General features: G+C 40.2%; 13 protein-coding genes. 3 read left to right on the top strand and 10 right to left on the bottom strand.

Annotated elements, in window-relative coordinates:
- Positions 1–302: 302 nt before the first annotated feature.
- Positions 303–2,192 carry an iron uptake porin gene (locus tag V7K38_RS05120; protein WP_334855962.1) on the top strand — a complete coding sequence of 630 codons (1,890 nt, stop codon included), beginning with the start codon at positions 303–305 and terminating at the stop codon, positions 2,190–2,192.
- Positions 2,193–2,432: 240 nt separating this feature from the next.
- On the opposite strand, the gene V7K38_RS05115 is transcribed toward V7K38_RS05120, so the two are convergent.
- The 5 genes from V7K38_RS05115 to V7K38_RS05095 form a co-directional block, all read right to left on the bottom strand.
- Positions 2,433–3,377, bottom strand: a complete 945-nt coding sequence (locus V7K38_RS05115) for a GUN4 domain-containing protein (protein ID WP_334855961.1) — start codon at positions 3,375–3,377, stop codon at positions 2,433–2,435.
- 178 nt (positions 3,378–3,555) lie between these two features.
- The gene (locus V7K38_RS05110; protein ID WP_334855960.1) at positions 3,556–5,169 is read right to left on the bottom strand and encodes an NAD(P)/FAD-dependent oxidoreductase; all 1,614 of its coding nucleotides are present in this window, start codon (positions 5,167–5,169) and stop codon (positions 3,556–3,558) included.
- Positions 5,170–5,302: 133 nt separating this feature from the next.
- Entirely contained in the window at positions 5,303–6,787 is a 1,485-nt protein-coding gene (locus V7K38_RS05105; protein ID WP_334855959.1) for a helix-turn-helix domain-containing protein, read from the bottom strand.
- Between the two features lie 267 nt (positions 6,788–7,054).
- On the bottom strand, positions 7,055–7,537 hold the full coding sequence (locus V7K38_RS05100; protein WP_334855958.1) for a hypothetical protein: 483 nt from the start codon (positions 7,535–7,537) through the stop codon (positions 7,055–7,057).
- A 129-nt stretch (positions 7,538–7,666) separates the two neighbouring features.
- Complete coding sequence (locus V7K38_RS05095) at positions 7,667–8,122, bottom strand: CAAD domain-containing protein (protein ID WP_334855957.1); 456 nt, start codon at positions 8,120–8,122, stop codon at positions 7,667–7,669.
- Positions 8,123–8,802: 680 nt separating this feature from the next.
- Here V7K38_RS05095 and V7K38_RS05090 point away from each other — a divergent pair.
- Together V7K38_RS05090 and V7K38_RS05085 are read left to right on the top strand one after the other, a co-directional pair.
- Entirely contained in the window at positions 8,803–9,666 is an 864-nt protein-coding gene (locus V7K38_RS05090) for a DUF2382 domain-containing protein (protein WP_334855956.1), read from the top strand.
- 128 nt (positions 9,667–9,794) lie between these two features.
- Positions 9,795–10,097, top strand: a complete 303-nt coding sequence (locus V7K38_RS05085) for a hypothetical protein (protein WP_334855955.1) — start codon at positions 9,795–9,797, stop codon at positions 10,095–10,097.
- An 88-nt stretch (positions 10,098–10,185) separates the two neighbouring features.
- Here V7K38_RS05085 and V7K38_RS05080 read toward each other — a convergent pair whose 3' ends face one another.
- The 5 genes from V7K38_RS05080 to fni form a co-directional block, all read right to left on the bottom strand.
- Positions 10,186–11,211 carry a S66 peptidase family protein gene (locus V7K38_RS05080; RefSeq protein ID WP_334855954.1) on the bottom strand — a complete coding sequence of 342 codons (1,026 nt, stop codon included), beginning with the start codon at positions 11,209–11,211 and terminating at the stop codon, positions 10,186–10,188.
- Positions 11,212–11,583: 372 nt separating this feature from the next.
- Positions 11,584–11,976 carry a KGK domain-containing protein gene (locus V7K38_RS05075; protein ID WP_334855953.1) on the bottom strand — a complete coding sequence of 131 codons (393 nt, stop codon included), beginning with the start codon at positions 11,974–11,976 and terminating at the stop codon, positions 11,584–11,586.
- 107 nt (positions 11,977–12,083) lie between these two features.
- Positions 12,084–14,531 (bottom strand): dynamin-like GTPase family protein, encoded by a 2,448-nt coding sequence (locus tag V7K38_RS05070; RefSeq protein ID WP_334855952.1) that lies wholly within the window; start codon positions 14,529–14,531, stop codon positions 12,084–12,086.
- Between the two features lie 470 nt (positions 14,532–15,001).
- Positions 15,002–16,837 carry a signal peptide peptidase SppA gene (gene sppA / locus V7K38_RS05065; protein ID WP_334855951.1) on the bottom strand — a complete coding sequence of 612 codons (1,836 nt, stop codon included), beginning with the start codon at positions 16,835–16,837 and terminating at the stop codon, positions 15,002–15,004.
- Between the two features lie 90 nt (positions 16,838–16,927).
- On the bottom strand, positions 16,928–17,998 hold the full coding sequence (gene fni, locus V7K38_RS05060) for a type 2 isopentenyl-diphosphate Delta-isomerase (protein WP_334855950.1): 1,071 nt from the start codon (positions 17,996–17,998) through the stop codon (positions 16,928–16,930).
- Between the last annotated feature and the right edge of the window lie 9 nt (positions 17,999–18,007).

Below are 18,007 nucleotides of genomic sequence, written 5' to 3'. Positions count from 1 at the left end.
ATCTCGGCTAAATACCTATATTCTTTATCATAAAATCAGACGGATGTAATTATTATTTTGCCAATAGTAATTATCAAAACTCTCAATATGATTATTTGTTAATTCTTTCCCAAAATAGTATTTACTATAATTTAATACTTGCGATATAAGCTGATTTTGCGGTAAGCAAACTCAGAAAAAATCCTGATATCAAAAATTTAAAGTTAGCAAGATTCTCTGGCTAAATCTACTTTAAATTTACTTATCAATCAATTTCAAAATCGCAATTAATTTTTACCATATTATATGTGTTGGGAGTTCTCATGGCAAAATATCTACTAGCTTCTGCTAGTGGGATGGGATTTTTATGCTTAATTGTCGGGTTATCACCTGTGCAAGCCCTTCCTAATTTAGAAATTGCAGATAAAAACGTAGTTGTTAATCAAAATAATGGCAACTATCAAAAAAATGATTCTCATCAAAGCCACTTGACAAATAATATCTCCAGTGAGTTGCTGATAGTTAATGAGAATCAAACAAATCAAGATTCAGGAGTAGATTCTGCTGTTAAGTTTCAGCAGCATCTGACACCACAATCTGCAAATGCATCTCCATCCTCAGACAAACTTGCACAAGTAACATCCGTATCCCAATTATCTGATGTACAACCTACCGATTGGGCTTTTCAGGCACTCCAGTCTTTGGTGGAGCGATATGGTTGCATTGCAGGTTATCCCAATCAAACCTATCGCGGTAATCGGGCGATGACTCGCTATGAATTTGCTGCTGGCTTAAATGCTTGTTTAGACCGAATCAACGAACTGATTGCCACTGCAACTGCTGACTTGGTTAAGAAAGAAGATTTAGCCACGTTGCAGAAACTACAAGAACAATTTGCGGCGGAATTGACAACATTGCGAAGTCGAGTAGATGCTGTAGAAGTTCGTACCGCAAAACTAGATGCAAATCAATTTTCTACAACTACTAAACTTAATGGAGAGGTAATTATTGCTGGTGTTGGTGCTACCGGCGGCGCTCGTAATAACAGCGACTCGAATATCATTCTAGTCAATAGAGTGCGCTTAAATCTCACCACTAGCTTTACTGGTAAAGATTTATTAATTACTGGATTGCAAGCTTATAACTTTTTGGGTGGAGCCAATGGACAAGGTAGCCTCCAACAAAGTTTAGGATTAGCTGCACCTCTTTTAAGTGCTAGTAGCGCTCGTACCAGTTTTGAGCCGCAATTTCCAGGGTTAAATGTCAATACTTTATCAAGTGTTGGCGCGAACGATGTTCAGCTTTACAAATTGCTGTATATCTTTCCCGTCGCTAATAAATTAACCTTGTTTGCCGGAACTGCGGCAGAAACATCAGATGCTTTCCCAACAATTACACCTTTTTATGGCGAAGGACAAGAGTCAATTTCTCGTTTTGCAGGCTTAAACCCTGTGTTACGGGTTTCTGGTGGGACTTCGGGTACTGGTTTAGCATCGGCGGCGGGATTTATTTATAGTATTTCCCCGAATTTGGATTTACGAGCTTTATACGGTAGTGTCAATGCCAATTTACCTCAAAAATCTGCTGATGAGGCACTACCAGGAGTTTCTACCACACCTTTGGGGGGTGGTGTATTTAGTGGAAGCAGTATTGTTGCTGCACAGTTAACCTTCAAGCCTAGTCCTGACTTAGATATTGGTCTAAACTATGCTAATAGTTATCACGAAATCAATATTTTAGGTACTGGATTAATTAGTGGTGATGTTGGTGCTTTAGCTGGTGTTGACGCTGGGACACCAGTCAAACTCAATTCCTTTGGGGGTACAGTAACATGGCGATTTTCTCCCAAGATAGCCTTATCTGGCTACGGTGCAGCATTATTTGTTGATGCTTCTTCTAATAGTGTGAATGCTTCCACCACCTTTACAAGTTGGATGGTGGGACTTCACTTCAAAGATTTATTCAAGTCAGGGAATAATGCCGGGATTATTTTTGGTCAGCCGCTTTATCGTAGTGATGCTGGTGGTTCTGCTCAACTTTCCCCCACAGGCGACAATCGGGCGACTCCTTACCATTTAGAAGGCTATTATCGCTTTCGAGTTAGCGATAATATCAGCATTACTCCTGGTGCATTTGTTCTCTTTAACCCAGAAGGTAATAGCAACAATGAAACTACGACTGTAGGTGTACTTCGGACTACTTTTACGTTCTAACCAAACCTCTAAATAGCCATGCCATTATTTTCCATGCCATAATTAGCAAGCGAATATCCTCCTAAAAATAACACTCCTTCTCAGGAGTGTTGAGGATAAAATAATGACTAATAAATAAGTAGAAACTCGTTGGATGATTATCGAATAGTAATATCATCATTTTGCTCAAAATATCTTGCGCAAAACTGGTGTTACGCCTACTTTAAAGCTGATATTTAGACTATCTTCAGTGGTAAAGTGTTAGTATTGTGACAGAAAAATCTTTACTCGATGCTCAACCTCACGAAGATTTCTAGAATCTAAACCCACTAACCGAGATATAGATGGAAAGTGTCCTTTAGGTGCATCTAAGCTGAAAGTATATTCCTCATATTTAATCCATTCATTATTGGTAAGACTTGCTAGCCATCCAACTTTATAAGCAAAGCGCTTACAATCTTTTTTGACTTGCCAAATACGTTGTTGGACGCTGAAACCAAATCTGGCTTCGCTATATTGAAGCCAAAGCTTATTAATAATATAGAGGTCATGACGAGGAAATTTTTTAATTTCTCCATCATCTAAAAAACCTTCTACTTCACGCTCACATATTTTCAGCATAGTAGAGTAAGTTTCTTTATCAGCATCCTGCCATTTTTGTTGTGCTAATAGTTCCTGTAATTTTCTATAATCTATACCAGAAGTATGAGATACAAGAGTTAATTCTGCTGCCAATTGAGACAAATGTAACTGCACATCTGATAAAGATTTAAGAATTGAGATTTCCGAATCTGTTTCTAAAGAGTGGGATGGCAATTGAGATATTTGCTTTTTTATTTCCCCTAATTCTTCGAGAATTTTATAATTTGACTTTTGTTCCTCACTCATAATTTCTTTCAAAGCTTGTAGTTCAGTTTGAGCAGCTAGTGAGGCTTTTTGAGTCTCTGCTAAAGTGATCTGAGCTTCTATTGCCGTTTCTTCAGTATTTGCCAATCTCTCCTGCATAGTCTGAATCTCAGATTTTAGTTCCTCAGTTTTTTCTATTGCATGATTAATACTTTCTTGAGCAATATAATCAAGCTTGTTAGCCAAAGGGTAAAGTTTGTCATCAAACAAGTTAGCTATTTCTTTGCTACCCTCTCTGACAACCTCCTTTGCTGCACCCTCAAATTGTTTAACAAGACCTCCAAATAGCCATCCCATCATTTATCCACACCATAACTAGCAAGCAGATATCCTCCTAAAAATAACACTCTTGAAAAAGAGTGTCGAGGATAAAATAATGACTAAAAAAAAAGTAGAAACTCGGTGGACAATTATCGAATAATAATATTACCATTTTGCCCAAAATCTATTGTGCAAAACTAGTGCAATGCCTACAGCGCTAGACTACGCAATTCTTCAAAATACTTAAAGCCACTGCCTCCGCCACCTTAATACCATCGATACCCGCCGAGAGGATTCCCCCTGCATATCCTGCACCCTCACCAGCCGGATAAAGACCGACTGTATTTAAACTCTGATAATCCTCTTTGCGTTTAATCCGAATTGGTGATGAGGTGCGGGTTTCTACCCCAGTTAAAACGGCATCATCCATCGCAAATCCCTTGATTTGTTTGTCAAAAGCGGTCAGTGCTTCACGGATGGCTGCGATCGCATAATCTGGTAAACTCTGACTCAAATCACCCAAATGTACCCCCGGTGTATAAGACGGTTTAACCGTTCCCAATGCTGTAGATGGGCGATGGTTGAGAAAGTCTCCTACTAACTGCCCTGGAGCTTCATAAGTTCCACCGCCCAATTCAAAAGCCTTTTCTTCTAAGCGTCGTTGAAAGTCAATTCCCGCTAAGGCATTATCTGGATAATCTTCAGGTGTGATGCCCACAACGATCGCACTATTGGCATTGCGCTCATTGCGAGAATATTGGCTCATCCCATTGGTGACAAGTCGCCCCGGTTCTGATGCGGCTGCAACCACCAAACCCCCTGGACACATACAGAAACTATACACAGAACGACCATTTTGGCAGTGATGAACTAGTTTGTAATCGGCAGCACCTAAAAGCTTATGTCCCGCCTGAGCGCCAAAACGACATTTATCGATGAGAGTCTGGGGATGTTCGACGCGAAAGCCGATGGAAAAAGGTTTAGGCTCGATGTAAACCCCGCGATCGGATAGCATTTGGAAGGTATCGCGGGCGCTGTGTCCTACTGCCAAAACTACATAATCGCTGGCGATATATTCCCCACTGGCAAGGGTGACTCCCCGCACCTGTCCATTTTCGATGGTGATATCTTCTACCCGACTTTCAAAGCGAATTTCACCGCCGAGGGATTCGATTTTAGCCCGCATACTTTGGACGATTCCCACCAGTTTGAATGTGCCGATGTGCGGTTTGTTGATATAGAGAATTTCTGGTGAGGCTCCGGCATTGACGAGTTCGATTAATACCTTTCGCCCATAATGCTGAGGATCTTTGACTTGACTGTAGAGTTTGCCATCGGAAAATGTACCCGCCCCACCTTCGCCAAATTGGGCATTGGATTCTGGGTTGAAGTCGGATTTTTTCTTCCAAAAGCCAAAAGTATCAACGGTGCGATCGCGAACTTTTTTCCCACGCTCTAAAATGATTGGACAAAAACCCATTTGTGCCAGCATCAAACCCGCAAATAAGCCACAAGGCCCAGTACCAATGACGATGGGGCGAATCGCCAAATTACTAGGTGCTTGCGCCACTGGGCGATAACTCATGTCTGGCGTAACCATCAAATGAGGATCTTTTTTCAGGCGCTTGAGTAGATGAGTCTCCTGAGTTGTTTCTACATCCAGAATATAAACAAGGTTAATCTCTCCTTTCTTACGGGCATCATAGCTACGCTTGAAGATGGAATAACCGATCAATTCTTCATCCGTAATTTGCAGCTTTTTGAGGATGGCAGTTTTGATCTCATCTTCAGGATGATCGAGTGGAAGCTTTACTTCTGTTAGTCGTAACATGGTGAGGAGAAATTCATACTATCTATCAAAATATTAACAACAGAGGCAGTAGGCAGGACGAATACTGCCTTCTCCCGAAACCTTACCAAGTAGCAAAAATTATCTCAGAGAAAAAAGAAAAGTTTAGTTCAAATCAATGCCTGTTAAGGTGTAGTTCCAGTGTATTGAGCAACTTGGGCAAGTCCTTTTGAGAAACCTGACGTGTACCCGTCTCGACTGCATCAACCCAGGAAACGCTTTTCCGCATCGTTGTAGCAAAAAATGCTCTAGACCAGCCTTTTGCTTTTCTCGCTTCTCTAATGACATTACCTGATAGAGGCTGGATATTGTTTGCACTTAGCTGATTCGAGTCCAGGGTCAAGCGTTCTTGTACTTCTGCTGGTAAATGAAAACGCCATCTAGAATTGAGTATTTGATTCCAGTAACCTATAGGTCTTTTAGCGCTTTTGCTGCTTGTTAACCAAGCTGGGCCTGTTTCCAGTTCTGCTTGCCATCCAGCTTCTTTGACAACTTTCAAGTCAGTTTCCAAATCATCAGCCATTTGCCGTCTAAGCTGTCTGTCTTGCTCTGCTGTTGACACTTTGTTTGCACCGTAGGCAATCTCCATCAGAGTCTTGCCCATTACACAATCCTGAAATTCCGGTTGGATTTGGAAGGTTAGCCAAACTAGCATTCTAGCCGCGCCAGCATTTTGTTTACCAATGCTAAATAGTTTCTGTACGGTTTTCTTGGTAATAATTCCAGTGTGGTAGTCGTATTTAGATTTGTTGAGGAAGTATTTTGTCCATACTCCAGCTTGAACTATCACTTTTAAACCCACTAGCTTGTTATTGCCAACTTTATCTGTTTCAAAATCTCGTATTATGCTGATGTCCCAAATCTTTAAATCAGCAACAGTAAAAGCTCCTACTTTCCCCTGTTTAGGGGATGCAATACAAGCTAGTACCTGAGCAGGTTGGCGTAACAAGTCGTACAAAATACTCAATTTTTCATGCTTGCATAAGTCCCTGCGTTTAACAAGCCCTGTGTATTCAAGTAGTTGCTTATCATCAATTACAAAATTGCCTGACCAAGGTTTATCTAGACTAGCTACTAAGGCACAGTAAATCAGGTGAATAGCACACGCCCTTGGATCAAATTGGTCTATAACAACTAAAGCTGCCTCTTCTGCCAGAGTTTCTGGTTGTGGAGTTTCGGGATTATCTGTTACATAGTAAAAAATTTTTCCTTTTCCAGTTTCAGCTTCTTTTTCGTAACTAAAAGTATTATTTACTTGATTCCATGACAGATTCATTTTTTGAGATAAGACTTCAGCAACTCCAGACAAAACTAGCGACAAGGCAGCAAGATTAGTCTTACTATCAGGAAATAAAGAAGCTTTTTTGAATTGCCGAGGTTTTGCTGAATACTGGTAATTTAATAGTAACTTTTGCTCATTTATATTAATTCTGTCTTGAATAGGAATTTGCTTTGATAATTGAGTAGTTGGGTCTTTTAGAGATTCTTCATCAACAACATTAGTTTCCTTTGAATTTCGATTACGGGAAATGGTAATTCCCATCACCTGGTGAAATAGATGCAGAAGTTTACTATATAATGTTTTTGCTAACTGTTTCATTTTTCTACAAATGCGCTGCTCACGTAGGTAATTTACAATTATGAAATAAAGCTGAGTTTCTTCTACTTCACCTTGCTAGAATATAATTCTCAGCCGCTTTGAGTCTACATGAATTGCCCCTACGGAAAATCAAGGCTTTCACTGCCTTTTTGCGTAAGTCTTAATAGAATTGGTATTAGGAACATTATTAAGTTTAAATACGGAAAAAGTTTCTATTAAAAAATAGAATGACGGTTAAACGCCATCTATTTATAATATGTACAAAAATTAATTTGTTGGAACAGTACCTTCACCCAAACCCCTCAAGTCTCGCCCTGTGGGACTGTTATTATATCCTTGAAAGTCCCGGTATTGTTGTGCCTCCTCCTGTGGAACCCGAATGCCCTCTTGTGGCACTGTTACCCAGATAGGGCGACGTTGAGCATCTCGATAGTAAACACGCCCATTCTTAGAAAGGTAGTATTTCCCCTGCGCTCCTGTTCCTTGGGCATTCTTTCGCTGATTGTAGAGGTAGAAAAGTCCAGCGGCTCCTGCCAAGATTGCCACTTTCTGCCCTGTACTCAATCCCCTGCTAGCTTGGGGTTGATTTACGGGGGCGCGATTATTTAAATTTCTACCAACACTATCGTCAATTGGAGGTGGCGCAGCATGTTGGGAACCTCCGCCGCAGCTATTAAGCAACGGGACTGTTAGCAATGTTGAAAGAAATACTGTTGTTGTTAGCGAAGCTAATCTATTTGTCTCGAACATACATTTTCTTTTCCTGCTAATTTAGGTAACGTGGTATAAGAGTCTACAGTTCTATACAATGGTCAAGTAAAACTCGGCTTTTTACTTGACCGAAAGTTCAAATACACTGTATTCGCCACTATACTTTAGTTAGCTTAAAGTCTGTGATTCTTTGCTGCCTAGAATTTGTTTTTTAAGCAAGCGAGTTTCTGCTGTTAATTCTTGCCGAGTGGAATCTTTGAGCAAATAGCGGAAAGTAAACCAAATTGTGTAACCAAGTCCAATTAATTGGAGAAATGGAGAAACTAGTGGAATATCATTTATTGCGTTGAGTACCGCTAGAGAAATTCTTAGTGCCGTAACCGTTATCACAAGCAAAGCAAAGCTGATAATCGGTAGTTTGTATTCTTGGTAGAATCTACCTATGTACTCAGGTAGTTTTGCCAAAAATATAGAAATCTGTCTACCAGTTTTTTGCCATTGTTCTTCATTTTCCGAGGCGGATGGTAACATTGCCAGGTTTCCAGACTCTGAACCTTTAAGTGCTTCTATCTGGTTTTGGGAGGCAGCATCGACATACTGCTGTTCCTGTAATTCTGTATCCATAATTATCTCCTGATTTTCTGCAATGAGAGCAGTTTTAAAGTTTACACTTAGGCACAAGTTCTCAACTTATGCAGCGCTTGTTCTGCATACCGATGATGAGTAAACACGCCTATATCACGGTGATGTACACTTAAGTCCATTATTTCTCCTTATTGCTCCTTAGCAGCACAGGTAAATATTGGTTTGCGAATTTATTAGGACTTTAATAATATTTAGGCATTTTTAGATTTACTTATCATCAATCTTTTGGAATAAATTCTGTCTTCAACAAGAATGATAGAGCAAGCATTACAACTTAAGGCAAGAAATCTTTAAGAATGTGAGGATATTTGATTTAAGTGTAAGGTATTAATAAACATATTAAACTAGCTAGGTTTGATGGTATGTATCGATTTAGCTAAATTCAGACTTGAAATCTACTGCTAGTAAGTAGTCACACAAATGCTAGAAACTAGTCACAAAAGTTATAAAAATTTAGTTATAATCAATCTCATTTAGAGTAATACATCAATACTAAAAGCCTTATTCCGTCTCATACTTTTGGGTTATAAAAATATATTTAATTACTTCGATTGATGAAATATCAAGATGATTGAAGTCAATCCTCGGAGAGAAGATTTACATAAACTAAATTGTGTAATTTATAAAAAAGACACAGCAAGATTTTAAGGGATAAAATAATGCCACTCCAGAAAATAAGTGAATTTGATGCAGACTACCATAATATTATTGAAGGTAACGACATCAAAGGAATGGGTGTGTATGTTCAAGGAACTGATGAGAAGATTGGTACAGTAAATGATGCTGTACTAGACGATCAAGGAGCATTCCGCTATTTAATTGTTGACATCGGCTTTTGGATTTTTGGCAAGAAAGTCTTACTACCAGTAGGAAAATCGCGTATTGACTCTACAGCAAACCGTGTATATATCGTTGGTATAACAAGAGAGCAAGCGGAAAATTTACCTGAATATCAAGAGCATACAACGCTTGACTACAACTATGAAGAACAGGTGCGTGGAGGATATCGTACACCGTCTGTAGAAAGTTCAGCTGCGCTAGGATCGACAGTTGGCCGCACTACTCCAAGTCCTGACAACTACACCTACGCAAACGACGCGGATTTGTATGATGTCAGCGCTCACGAAGATCAAACCTTCAAACTTTACCAAGAAAGGCTAGTTGCTAATAAACAGCGCCGAAAAAGCGGAGAAGTAGCGATTAGTAAGCGTGTTGAAACCGAAACTGCAAGAGTTGCTGTTCCGGTGGAAAAAGAGCGAGTCGTGATTGAGCGAGTGACTTCTCAAGACACAGGCAAAGTTGTGTCTGCTGAAGCGACTGACTTTTCCGAGGGCGAGATAGCGCATATAAACCTCTATGAAGAAGTTGCAGACATCCAGAAGGAAGCTTTTTTGCGAGAAGAAGTCAAAGTGCAGAAAGTTGTAGACAAAGAAACCGTTGAAGTTGAAGAAACCATTCGACGCGAAGAATTAAATGTTGATGCTGATGGAACTCGAATAGAGAATAAAACTGACCGGGGTTAACCTACTTAAACTACAAAGGTGATTGCATTTGAGTTAGTAGGAGTGGGTTTTCTACCTACTTCTACTCAAAATTACTTTAAGTAGATTGATATTGCAAAAGAGTCATTAGTTTAGATGAGGTGGTTAAATTGAAAATAATTCAACAGTTTCGTCGGGTTTTAACAGCTTTAGTCTTGGTATTAGTATTAACAACCACTGCCGCCTGTAGTGGTACTGTTCAAGCTAAACAACCAACTCAATTACCGTCTGGAATCAGTCATAGTGCTGACTATGACTTGTTGTCACGCGGTAACAGTGTACAGGGTCAAGATTTTGGGAACTGGGTTGTCAGCACAGCTAAAGGAATTGTCCAAGATGCTTATGTACGTGACAAGAATAAGTTAGGTGTCGTGATTGCGCCTCAAGTTCGTCCGACGGAGCAATTCATGTAGACGCTGCATCGGCTTCCCGCAGGGTATTGCCCCTACATATTAGATAAAATGTGAGTCACTATTTTTATATTCTAACCTCCTGCATTCTTCACACAAGGCTAACAGCTGCCTCTAACATTCGTATTGTCCCAAGTTCAGCATTTATTTCCACTTCTACACCGATTGGCAAGGTAAATTTATCCTTAATATGACCAATCATTGAACCATACCAAGCAGGAATACCTAAAGGAAGTATGTGTTGTTGCAATACTTGCATTAATGTGAATGACGGTTCATCTCCAAGTTTACAATTAGTGCATTGCCCAAAGATAAAACCAGCAATTTGATTAAGTATTCCAGCAGTTTTTAACTGCGTCAGCATCCTATCTATACGATAAACATCCTCGCCAACTTCTTCCACAAACAGAATGCTTTTATTCCAAGAAGGTAGGTAAGGTGAACCTACCATTGCTGATAGCACTGATAAGTTTCCACCCACAAGTTTACCCCTCGCCTTTCCCGGTGCTATTATCTCCATCCGCACTTCGCTAAGGTTGAGATTTTGCATAGTCACAGTTTCAGCATTAAATAGGATGCGCTTGAAGTAATCGACTGTAAATTGATTCCAGGTAGACGTAGCAACTGGCCCATGATAAGTAATCATTTGACTACGGGCATTAATTGCTAACAACAGCGTCGTAATATCGCTGTAACCGATGATAATTTTCGGATGGGAGCGGATTAGCGAGTAGTTGAGTAAAGGTAAAATGCGATTACAACCCCAACCTCCACGCATAGGAATAATTGCTTTGATGGTGCGATCGCTAAACATCAAGTTTACATCCTCGGCGCGATCGGCATCTTTACCCGCTAAATAGCCATAACGATCTAAAATATGCTTTCCTTGCTTGACTTTTAACCCTAATTGTGAAAATGATTGCTGTGCGGCTTCGATATCTTTAGCGTCAACAATACCCGCAGGGGAAATTAATCCTACAGTATCGCCAGCTTGCAGACGTAACGGCTTGCGGATGGTATTTGAAGATAGTTTACCTTCAGCAGTAAATGCTGGTATCTGGGTAGCTATGGTAGCTAGTCCACAGCTTGTAAGAAATTGCCGACGTTTGATAAGCATAAGTATTTAGGATAGTGACGAATTTTAATAGGTTATACCAACGCCTAAGAGGATGAATGAACAAGTCCTCTTATCGGTATCAAAAGTTTTAGATCCCCCTAAATCCACGCCACGTGCTTCAAGTCGGCAGAGCCGCCCAACGCAGTGGCTCCCCTTAAAAACGGGGACTTTGATTCCGGTTCCCCCCTTTTTAAGGGGGGTTAGGGGGGATCTAAAAGTCCCTAAAATCACAGTGAAATACTTGTTCATTCAACCTCTAAGTCATTCATAAAAAGTTAGATCCCCGACTTCTTAAAGAAGTCGGGGATCTGGACACCGCGAATTTTCACAAATCAAATAAGATTGCTATATGTAAATTTTGATTGACTAATTTTACTCATGAATCATGCGGCGAAGATCGTCAAGAGGAGATTTTGGTTCAGTAATTTCTAAATTGTTGCTGTTAATTATTTCTACATCTTCCTCTTCAACATAAAATTCAACGCTTATTTTAATTTTCACTTTCCCCTTTTTCCAGCTTTGAGAACCTACTGTTAAAATTTCGCAATCCATACCATTCTGAAACCAATTCACATTTGGAGGCTGTTTTATCCTGATTCGTTGCCTATTTAATTCTTGATTTAATTCTTGATTCAATGTATCTTTTAGCCTGGAGTTAGATGAGGTATCCATTGCTTGTTTAAATTTAGCAACTTTATATGTATTGTCTCCAAAGTCCAAAACATCACCATCGTTACACTCTATTGGCTTGAATCCATCTTCCATATCAACCAACCTCAATTTTTGAAACCTTTCTACCTTATGCAAAGCTGTATGTAGTTAGTGAGTGCTTTAGCACTCACTAAAAGCTACAATTATCTCAAATATTGAGATTAATATTCAACCTCTTGTAGTACGTCTGAATTCACAAATCCATTATTAGCAAACTTCCCATCAGTATCAAAGGAATCACCAATTACAGGCAAGAAATGGTCATATAATTTCATCGACTGCAAACAATTATTGATATTAGAAGCTGCTGAATTGTATGCTGCAATATTTACCTCAACAACACTCAATAATCGCCGATTATTGACAATTTTTTCTTCAGCTTCTTGTTGCAGTGTTTTCTCTAAATAAGCCCGCGCCTGTGGATATTGCTGCAAAATCTCATCTGCTTGCTGTTCTGCCATTGGTAACAACTGAGTTTTGAGCGTTTGGTTAATAGTTTGACGGAAAGATTTACGAATAGTGTGAGAGACTTTTGGTTCAAAATCTAACTTTAATAATTGCCTAATTGCTGGTTCTGCTTCTACAATACTTTCAGCGTCGTAACCTTGAGAAGTTTGTGATAAAGTTTGGCGAAATTGATAGATAGAAAAAGTACCTTCATCATAAAATCTTGGACTTTCTCGCACGAAGCGATCGCACTCTACACTAGCTGCACTCACTAATGCTTGAGTAACCATTTTTTCTAAAATTTTAATCTCTTGTTCAATGCCGCCATCATTATCTAATAAACGATATAACTGGCGATAATATTCTGACTTGCGAATCTTGTCAATCAATCGCTGGAAATAATTTGCAATTACTTGCTGGGAAGATTCAACCAATATATCTTCTAATTGATTTGCTAAATAATAAAATGCCTCTACTAAAATAGCAATCAAAGGTGCGGTAGCGTTGCGAGGATGGCTGATAGTTGCACGTTGATAAGCAGAAGCTACAGAAAAACTATCTAGTAATTCATCTAGACGGCGAATCATTCGTGATTGCAATTGCTTAAAATCTGCTTCAAATGCATCACAAGAATTATTAATTATTAGGTTAACTTCATCTGTGATATGCTCACTAAATTCTCTGCCAATTTGCTGGAGTTGCTGATTTAACCGTTGCAACTCTTGCGCCTTCATAGTCTCAATTTCTTGAGGTTGACTATCTAAATTACGTTGTACACTCTGATAATGTTTTTTCAGTTTAATACAAACATCTTCCAAATCATCAGCAAGGTTTTTAAATAATTGCGGACGCTTTTCTTCTGTAAGATAGCGAGTAATAGCTGTGCGAAATTCATCAGTACCACTATCTTGAATTAGCTTTTCTATCAGTTCATTTCCCCAATCTCCTAAAATCCGTACATAATTTTGATTTGGGGTTTCATAGCCGTTAACAGAAACACGAAATTTAGTTGTAGATAGCTTTCCTGAATTGACGCAGTAGTTATTAAAGGCATAGACAAATTGTGGTGTTTCTTCTTTACCATCTAAACCTTTAATACTTTCTGCGAAAACAGAATCTAAACCAAATCTATCTCGTTGACTCGTCTGTTTAATTTGACTGCCGTAAAATCCTAATAATCCACTGGTTTTATAAACCTTGTTTGAATTACCAAACTGTCCACTAATTAAATCATCTAATCTTTGTCGTAATTGGGTATTGTACCAAGTTTCATCGATGCGATTGAAAACATAGAAAACGCGATCGCGGACTCCCCCATTTTGCCGCATTAATTCCAAAAGTTCTGTTTCTTCTTTTGTCATGTCACCCGCCGAAGCAGGTTTTAGCACACACACCACCGCCGAAGTATCAGGATGTTGAATTTTAGCATAAGTTAGTTGTGCGTCTTTCTCTACTGGGGCATCTATACCAGGTGTGTCTATAATTACATTGCCATCTTCTAGCAGAGGATGATTGCAGTAATATTCTATTCGCTTCAATACTGCACTATTACTACCACGGCGGGCATATCCCGCAGCTTGCTTGAGGTTAGAAAAGTTAAATTGCTCCATTGAGTATGTAGCATTATTAACCGTGTTGATGCGATCGCGGTTTGCTATATATCCCTCTAGTAATAACATTAACGCCTTCGCCTGTTTTGCACGTTCTGATTTACTCTCACCACCCTCCTGCTCAATAATCGCTTCACAACCTTGATTTAGCAAGTCAATTACATCAGTTTGATTAATATTAGTTACTGTCTTAAATCCTAGTTGCTGACACAAAGAAACTGCTTGTTCCCGAATTTCTACTTCACTTAAAAACGTTAAAACAACACGCTCTTTTTCTACATCTGCATACTCGATTTTGCATTCTGTACCTGTAGCATGTCCTTCTGCACTGTACAGTAATTCTCTCTCCAATATTGCATTGATTAGCATTGATTTTCCAGCACTAAATGCACCTGCAAAGACAATCTCAAACTTGGGAGAAATCGCCTTAGTTAGGGAAGTTTGTACAGGTGTAATATCTTGAGAATGTAGCGTTGGTTCTTGTTGTAAAAGTTGTAATATAGACTCAACTTGCTCTTTCAAATTTTTGCACTGAAGCGGTAAATCTGACATATTCAGCATCCTGACAATATTTATGTATATCTTAGTTACATTTATTGTCCTGATGGTTCAGTAATATTTCTGAGATATTTGATGTGATTTGGCTGCATCATGTCCACTTAAAAATTTATTGTTTAGAGGATGTTTTAAAAGTATTTAGCTGTGATTTTAGGCACTTGTTGATGCCCCCTAACCCCCCTTCAAAAGGGCTACGGTGTACACACAAGTCTTATAGAGTTGCCCCAGAGCTTTTTGATCCCCCCAACCCCCCTTTTTAAGGGGGGCAAAAGTCTCTTAAAGTCCCCCTTTTTAAGGGGGATTTAGGGGGATCTAGAACGTTTTGATACCTACAATAAGACTTTTAAAACATCCTCTTAGGCTGATGCGAAGAGAAGAGACGCGAAATGTCGCGTCTCTACAAGGGTTCTGAAATCACGCAAAATCATTTTCACACCTGAATTGAGCAACGCCTAAAAAAGCATCTACTCAATCTTCAAGTTGAAAGGTAAACGGGCATAAATCCCCTGCGGATCGTTCATTTTTTGCAGAATCTCTACTTCCTGTTGCAATTTCTGAAATTCATTGGTGAGAGGGTTAGATGGTTTAACTTGCGCCGCCTCAATTCCTAAAGCAGTCCGCGCTTCTTCAGTTGCACGTCCAAAAAAGCGTTCTCCGAAAGTGTTAGTGCGAGGATATTCTTGCACTTCCCAGTCTTCTCCTAGTTTCGCCTCTTTGACAGTGTATGCGATCGCACTATTCAAACCGCCAATTTCATCCACCAAACCAATTTCCTTAGCCGCTACACCTGACCAAACCCGTCCTTGGGCAATTTCTGCAACTTTCTGTTCTGGGAGTTTCCGACCTTGAGAAACTTTATTCAGAAACATATTATAAATGCGGTTAACACTGCGTTGATAAAGTGCTAACTCTTGGGGCGATTTCGGGCGCGAAACTGTTTGATTATCAGCATAGCGTGCGGTTTTCACCGAATCCCAAGTGATACCGTTATCATTGGCCAGCTTTTCACCATTAAATAGCAACCCAAACACACCTATTGAACCTGTAATGGTATTTGGTTCGGCAAAAATGCGGTTTGAGTCGCTAGCAATCCAATAACCACCAGAGGCGGCGACATCGCCCATTGAGACTACAACAGGTTTGACCTCACGGGTTAATTTCACTTCTCGCTGCATAACTTCGGCTGCGGTAGCGCTTCCACCAGGACTATTAATCCGTAATACAACAGCCTTCACATCCTTATCTTGTCGGATTTTGTTAAAGATTTTGGCAAAGCGATCGCCTCCTACTTGTCCATCACCCCCTTTGCCATCGACAATCTCGCCCTCAGCATAAACAACGGCAATTTGATTTTTTGAGCTACGTTCTACACCCAAAGATTTGCCAGAAACTTCCGCGTAGTTATTTAAGCTAATTTGTCGGAATGTTTTGTCGTTTTTATCGCTATTTGTCAACTTTTTCAGGTCAGTTACTACTTCATCGGGGTATGCTACTCGATCGACCAAACCGTTGGTTTTGGCTTGTGCGGCTTCCAGTAGCGCCTGATTATCTGCGATCGCTTGTAACTGGTTAGGTTCAATTTTCCGACTTGCACCCACAGTAGTGCGCCACTCTCCCCAAACATCATCTAACAACTTCTGAGTTTGTTCGCGGTTTTCTGGACTCAATTTTTTGAGGATAAACGGTTCTACAGCACCTTTAAATTTACCCACCCGCACGACTTGCACGCCAATACCGTACTTCTGTAATGCACCCGCTAAGAACATCGGTTGTGAACTCAAACCATTGACTTCCATCATTCCCAAAGGATTGAGTACGATAGAATCTGCCACTGAACTCAGGTAATATTCCTTTTCACTCCAATCACTGCCATAAGCCACAATCTTTTTCCCAGAAGCGCGAAACTCTTCCAGCGCTTTCCGAATTTCTTTAAGGGAGGCATAGCCGACGTTACCAGCTTGACTAGCGCTAGTTGAATCGAGGTAGATCCCAACAATTCGCGGATCGCGTCGGGCTTTTTCCAAAGTTTCTATAACTTTGCGGAGTGCCATCCTTTCGTCATCCACACCTGATAGTGTCTTTTGAAACAGATCGTCAGAACTAGGTTCGCTATCAGTAATTTTCATCGACAAGTCAAAGACCAACACTGACTTATCTTTCACGTTTGGCCCAGTATCTTTAGAGGAGCTAGCAGCTAATATTAGCAAGAACAGTCCAGTGGTTCCTAGTCCACCGAAAATAATTAGTCCTAATAATGTGCCAACTAAACTAGCAAAAGTTTGTTTGATAAAATTACGCATTATTTATTATTTATTGGGAATTGGGCATTGGGAATTGGGCATGGGGCATTGGGCATTGGGCATTGACTAATGACAAATGACCTACTTAATTTATTCTATGCGCTGTAAACTGCCAGAGTGCTTTAACTGATACAAGCTGGTGTTGCCAGTGCAGAATAAGACTGTGGTGATTTCGGCGATTAATACTTCAGCAAGTTCTGCTACTGCTGTCTCTGATGTTGCTGCTGCTTGCAAAAAAGGCATTGCTAAACCAGCTATATCTGCTCCCAAGGCGATCGCTGTGGCAATATCCAATCCATGACGCAAACCTCCCGAAGCAATTAAAGGCACATCTTTTGCGTAGGCGTAGCCCGTCGTAGACATCGCTCTAATTGTTGTAATACACTCTGCCGTTGGTAAACCCCAATCGGCAAACGTCCTCCCTAAGCGATGTTGTAAGGGATTTTCAGCCCGTTCGCTTTCTACTTTGGCCCAAGAAGTTCCCCCTGCACCAGCGACATCAATTGCAGCTACTCCGGCCGCAATGAGTTTGCTGGCGATCGCTGCTGAAATTCCGTTACCAACTTCCTTTGCAATCACTGGCACTGGCAGTTTGCAGCACAAATCAGATATTTTGTCAAGTAAACCCCGAAAATTAGTATCACCTTTCGATTGAATGCACTCTTGTAGAGGGTTAATGTGTAAAATCAGAGCATCAGCTTCTAAGATATCAACTACCCGCAGACATTCATCTAAGCCGTATTTATAATTAAGTTGCACAGCCCCTAAGTTCGCAAATAGCAAAACATCGGGTGCATACTTGCGGACAGCAAAAGTATCAGCCACCTGGGGTTTTTCTACTGCTACCCGTTGAGAACCAACACCCATTGCAATTTTGTAGCGTTGCGCGACTTGGGCTAAACGTTGGTTAATGATTGCGGCTTGTTCTGTTCCGCCAGTCATGGAAGAAATTAACAAGGGTGCGCCAAGGTGTTTTCCCAGGAAAGCTGTACTGATATCAATATCGTTGTAGTTCAGTTCGGGTAAGCAAGAATGGGTAAAGCGATAACGTTCCAGTCCATTGGTGATTTGATGAGACTGAACATCTTCTTCTAAACAGATCCGAATGTGATCGGCTTTGCGATTCTGAGTTTGTGCAGAGATGTTGGTAGGGGCGTTCACTGGTGAATA

Source organism: Nostoc sp., assembly GCF_036917465.1.
Taxonomy (GTDB): domain Bacteria; phylum Cyanobacteriota; class Cyanobacteriia; order Cyanobacteriales; family Nostocaceae; genus Nostoc.
Note: the sequence above shows the minus strand (reverse complement) of the source record. Positions and strands in the feature narration are given on the sequence as shown.

Excerpts from the sequence above, each read along its gene's own strand:
- V7K38_RS05115 (WP_334855961.1), bottom strand. The coding sequence starts at position 3,377 with ATGATGGGATGGCTATTTGGAGGTCTTGTTAAACAATTTGAGGGTGCA.
- V7K38_RS05105 (WP_334855959.1), bottom strand. The coding sequence starts at position 6,787 with ATGAAACAGTTAGCAAAAACATTATATAGTAAACTTCTGCATCTATTT.
- V7K38_RS05090 (WP_334855956.1), top strand. The coding sequence starts at position 8,803 with ATGCCACTCCAGAAAATAAGTGAATTTGATGCAGACTACCATAATATT.
- V7K38_RS05070 (WP_334855952.1), bottom strand. The coding sequence starts at position 14,531 with ATGTCAGATTTACCGCTTCAGTGCAAAAATTTGAAAGAGCAAGTTGAG.
- V7K38_RS05110 (WP_334855960.1), bottom strand. The coding sequence starts at position 5,169 with ATGTTACGACTAACAGAAGTAAAGCTTCCACTCGATCATCCTGAAGAT.
- sppA (WP_334855951.1), bottom strand. The coding sequence starts at position 16,837 with ATGCGTAATTTTATCAAACAAACTTTTGCTAGTTTAGTTGGCACATTA.
- V7K38_RS05080 (WP_334855954.1), bottom strand. The coding sequence starts at position 11,211 with ATGCTTATCAAACGTCGGCAATTTCTTACAAGCTGTGGACTAGCTACC.
- V7K38_RS05100 (WP_334855958.1), bottom strand. The coding sequence starts at position 7,537 with ATGTTCGAGACAAATAGATTAGCTTCGCTAACAACAACAGTATTTCTT.
- V7K38_RS05120 (WP_334855962.1), top strand. The coding sequence starts at position 303 with ATGGCAAAATATCTACTAGCTTCTGCTAGTGGGATGGGATTTTTATGC.
- V7K38_RS05095 (WP_334855957.1), bottom strand. The coding sequence starts at position 8,122 with ATGGATACAGAATTACAGGAACAGCAGTATGTCGATGCTGCCTCCCAA.
- V7K38_RS05075 (WP_334855953.1), bottom strand. The coding sequence starts at position 11,976 with ATGGAAGATGGATTCAAGCCAATAGAGTGTAACGATGGTGATGTTTTG.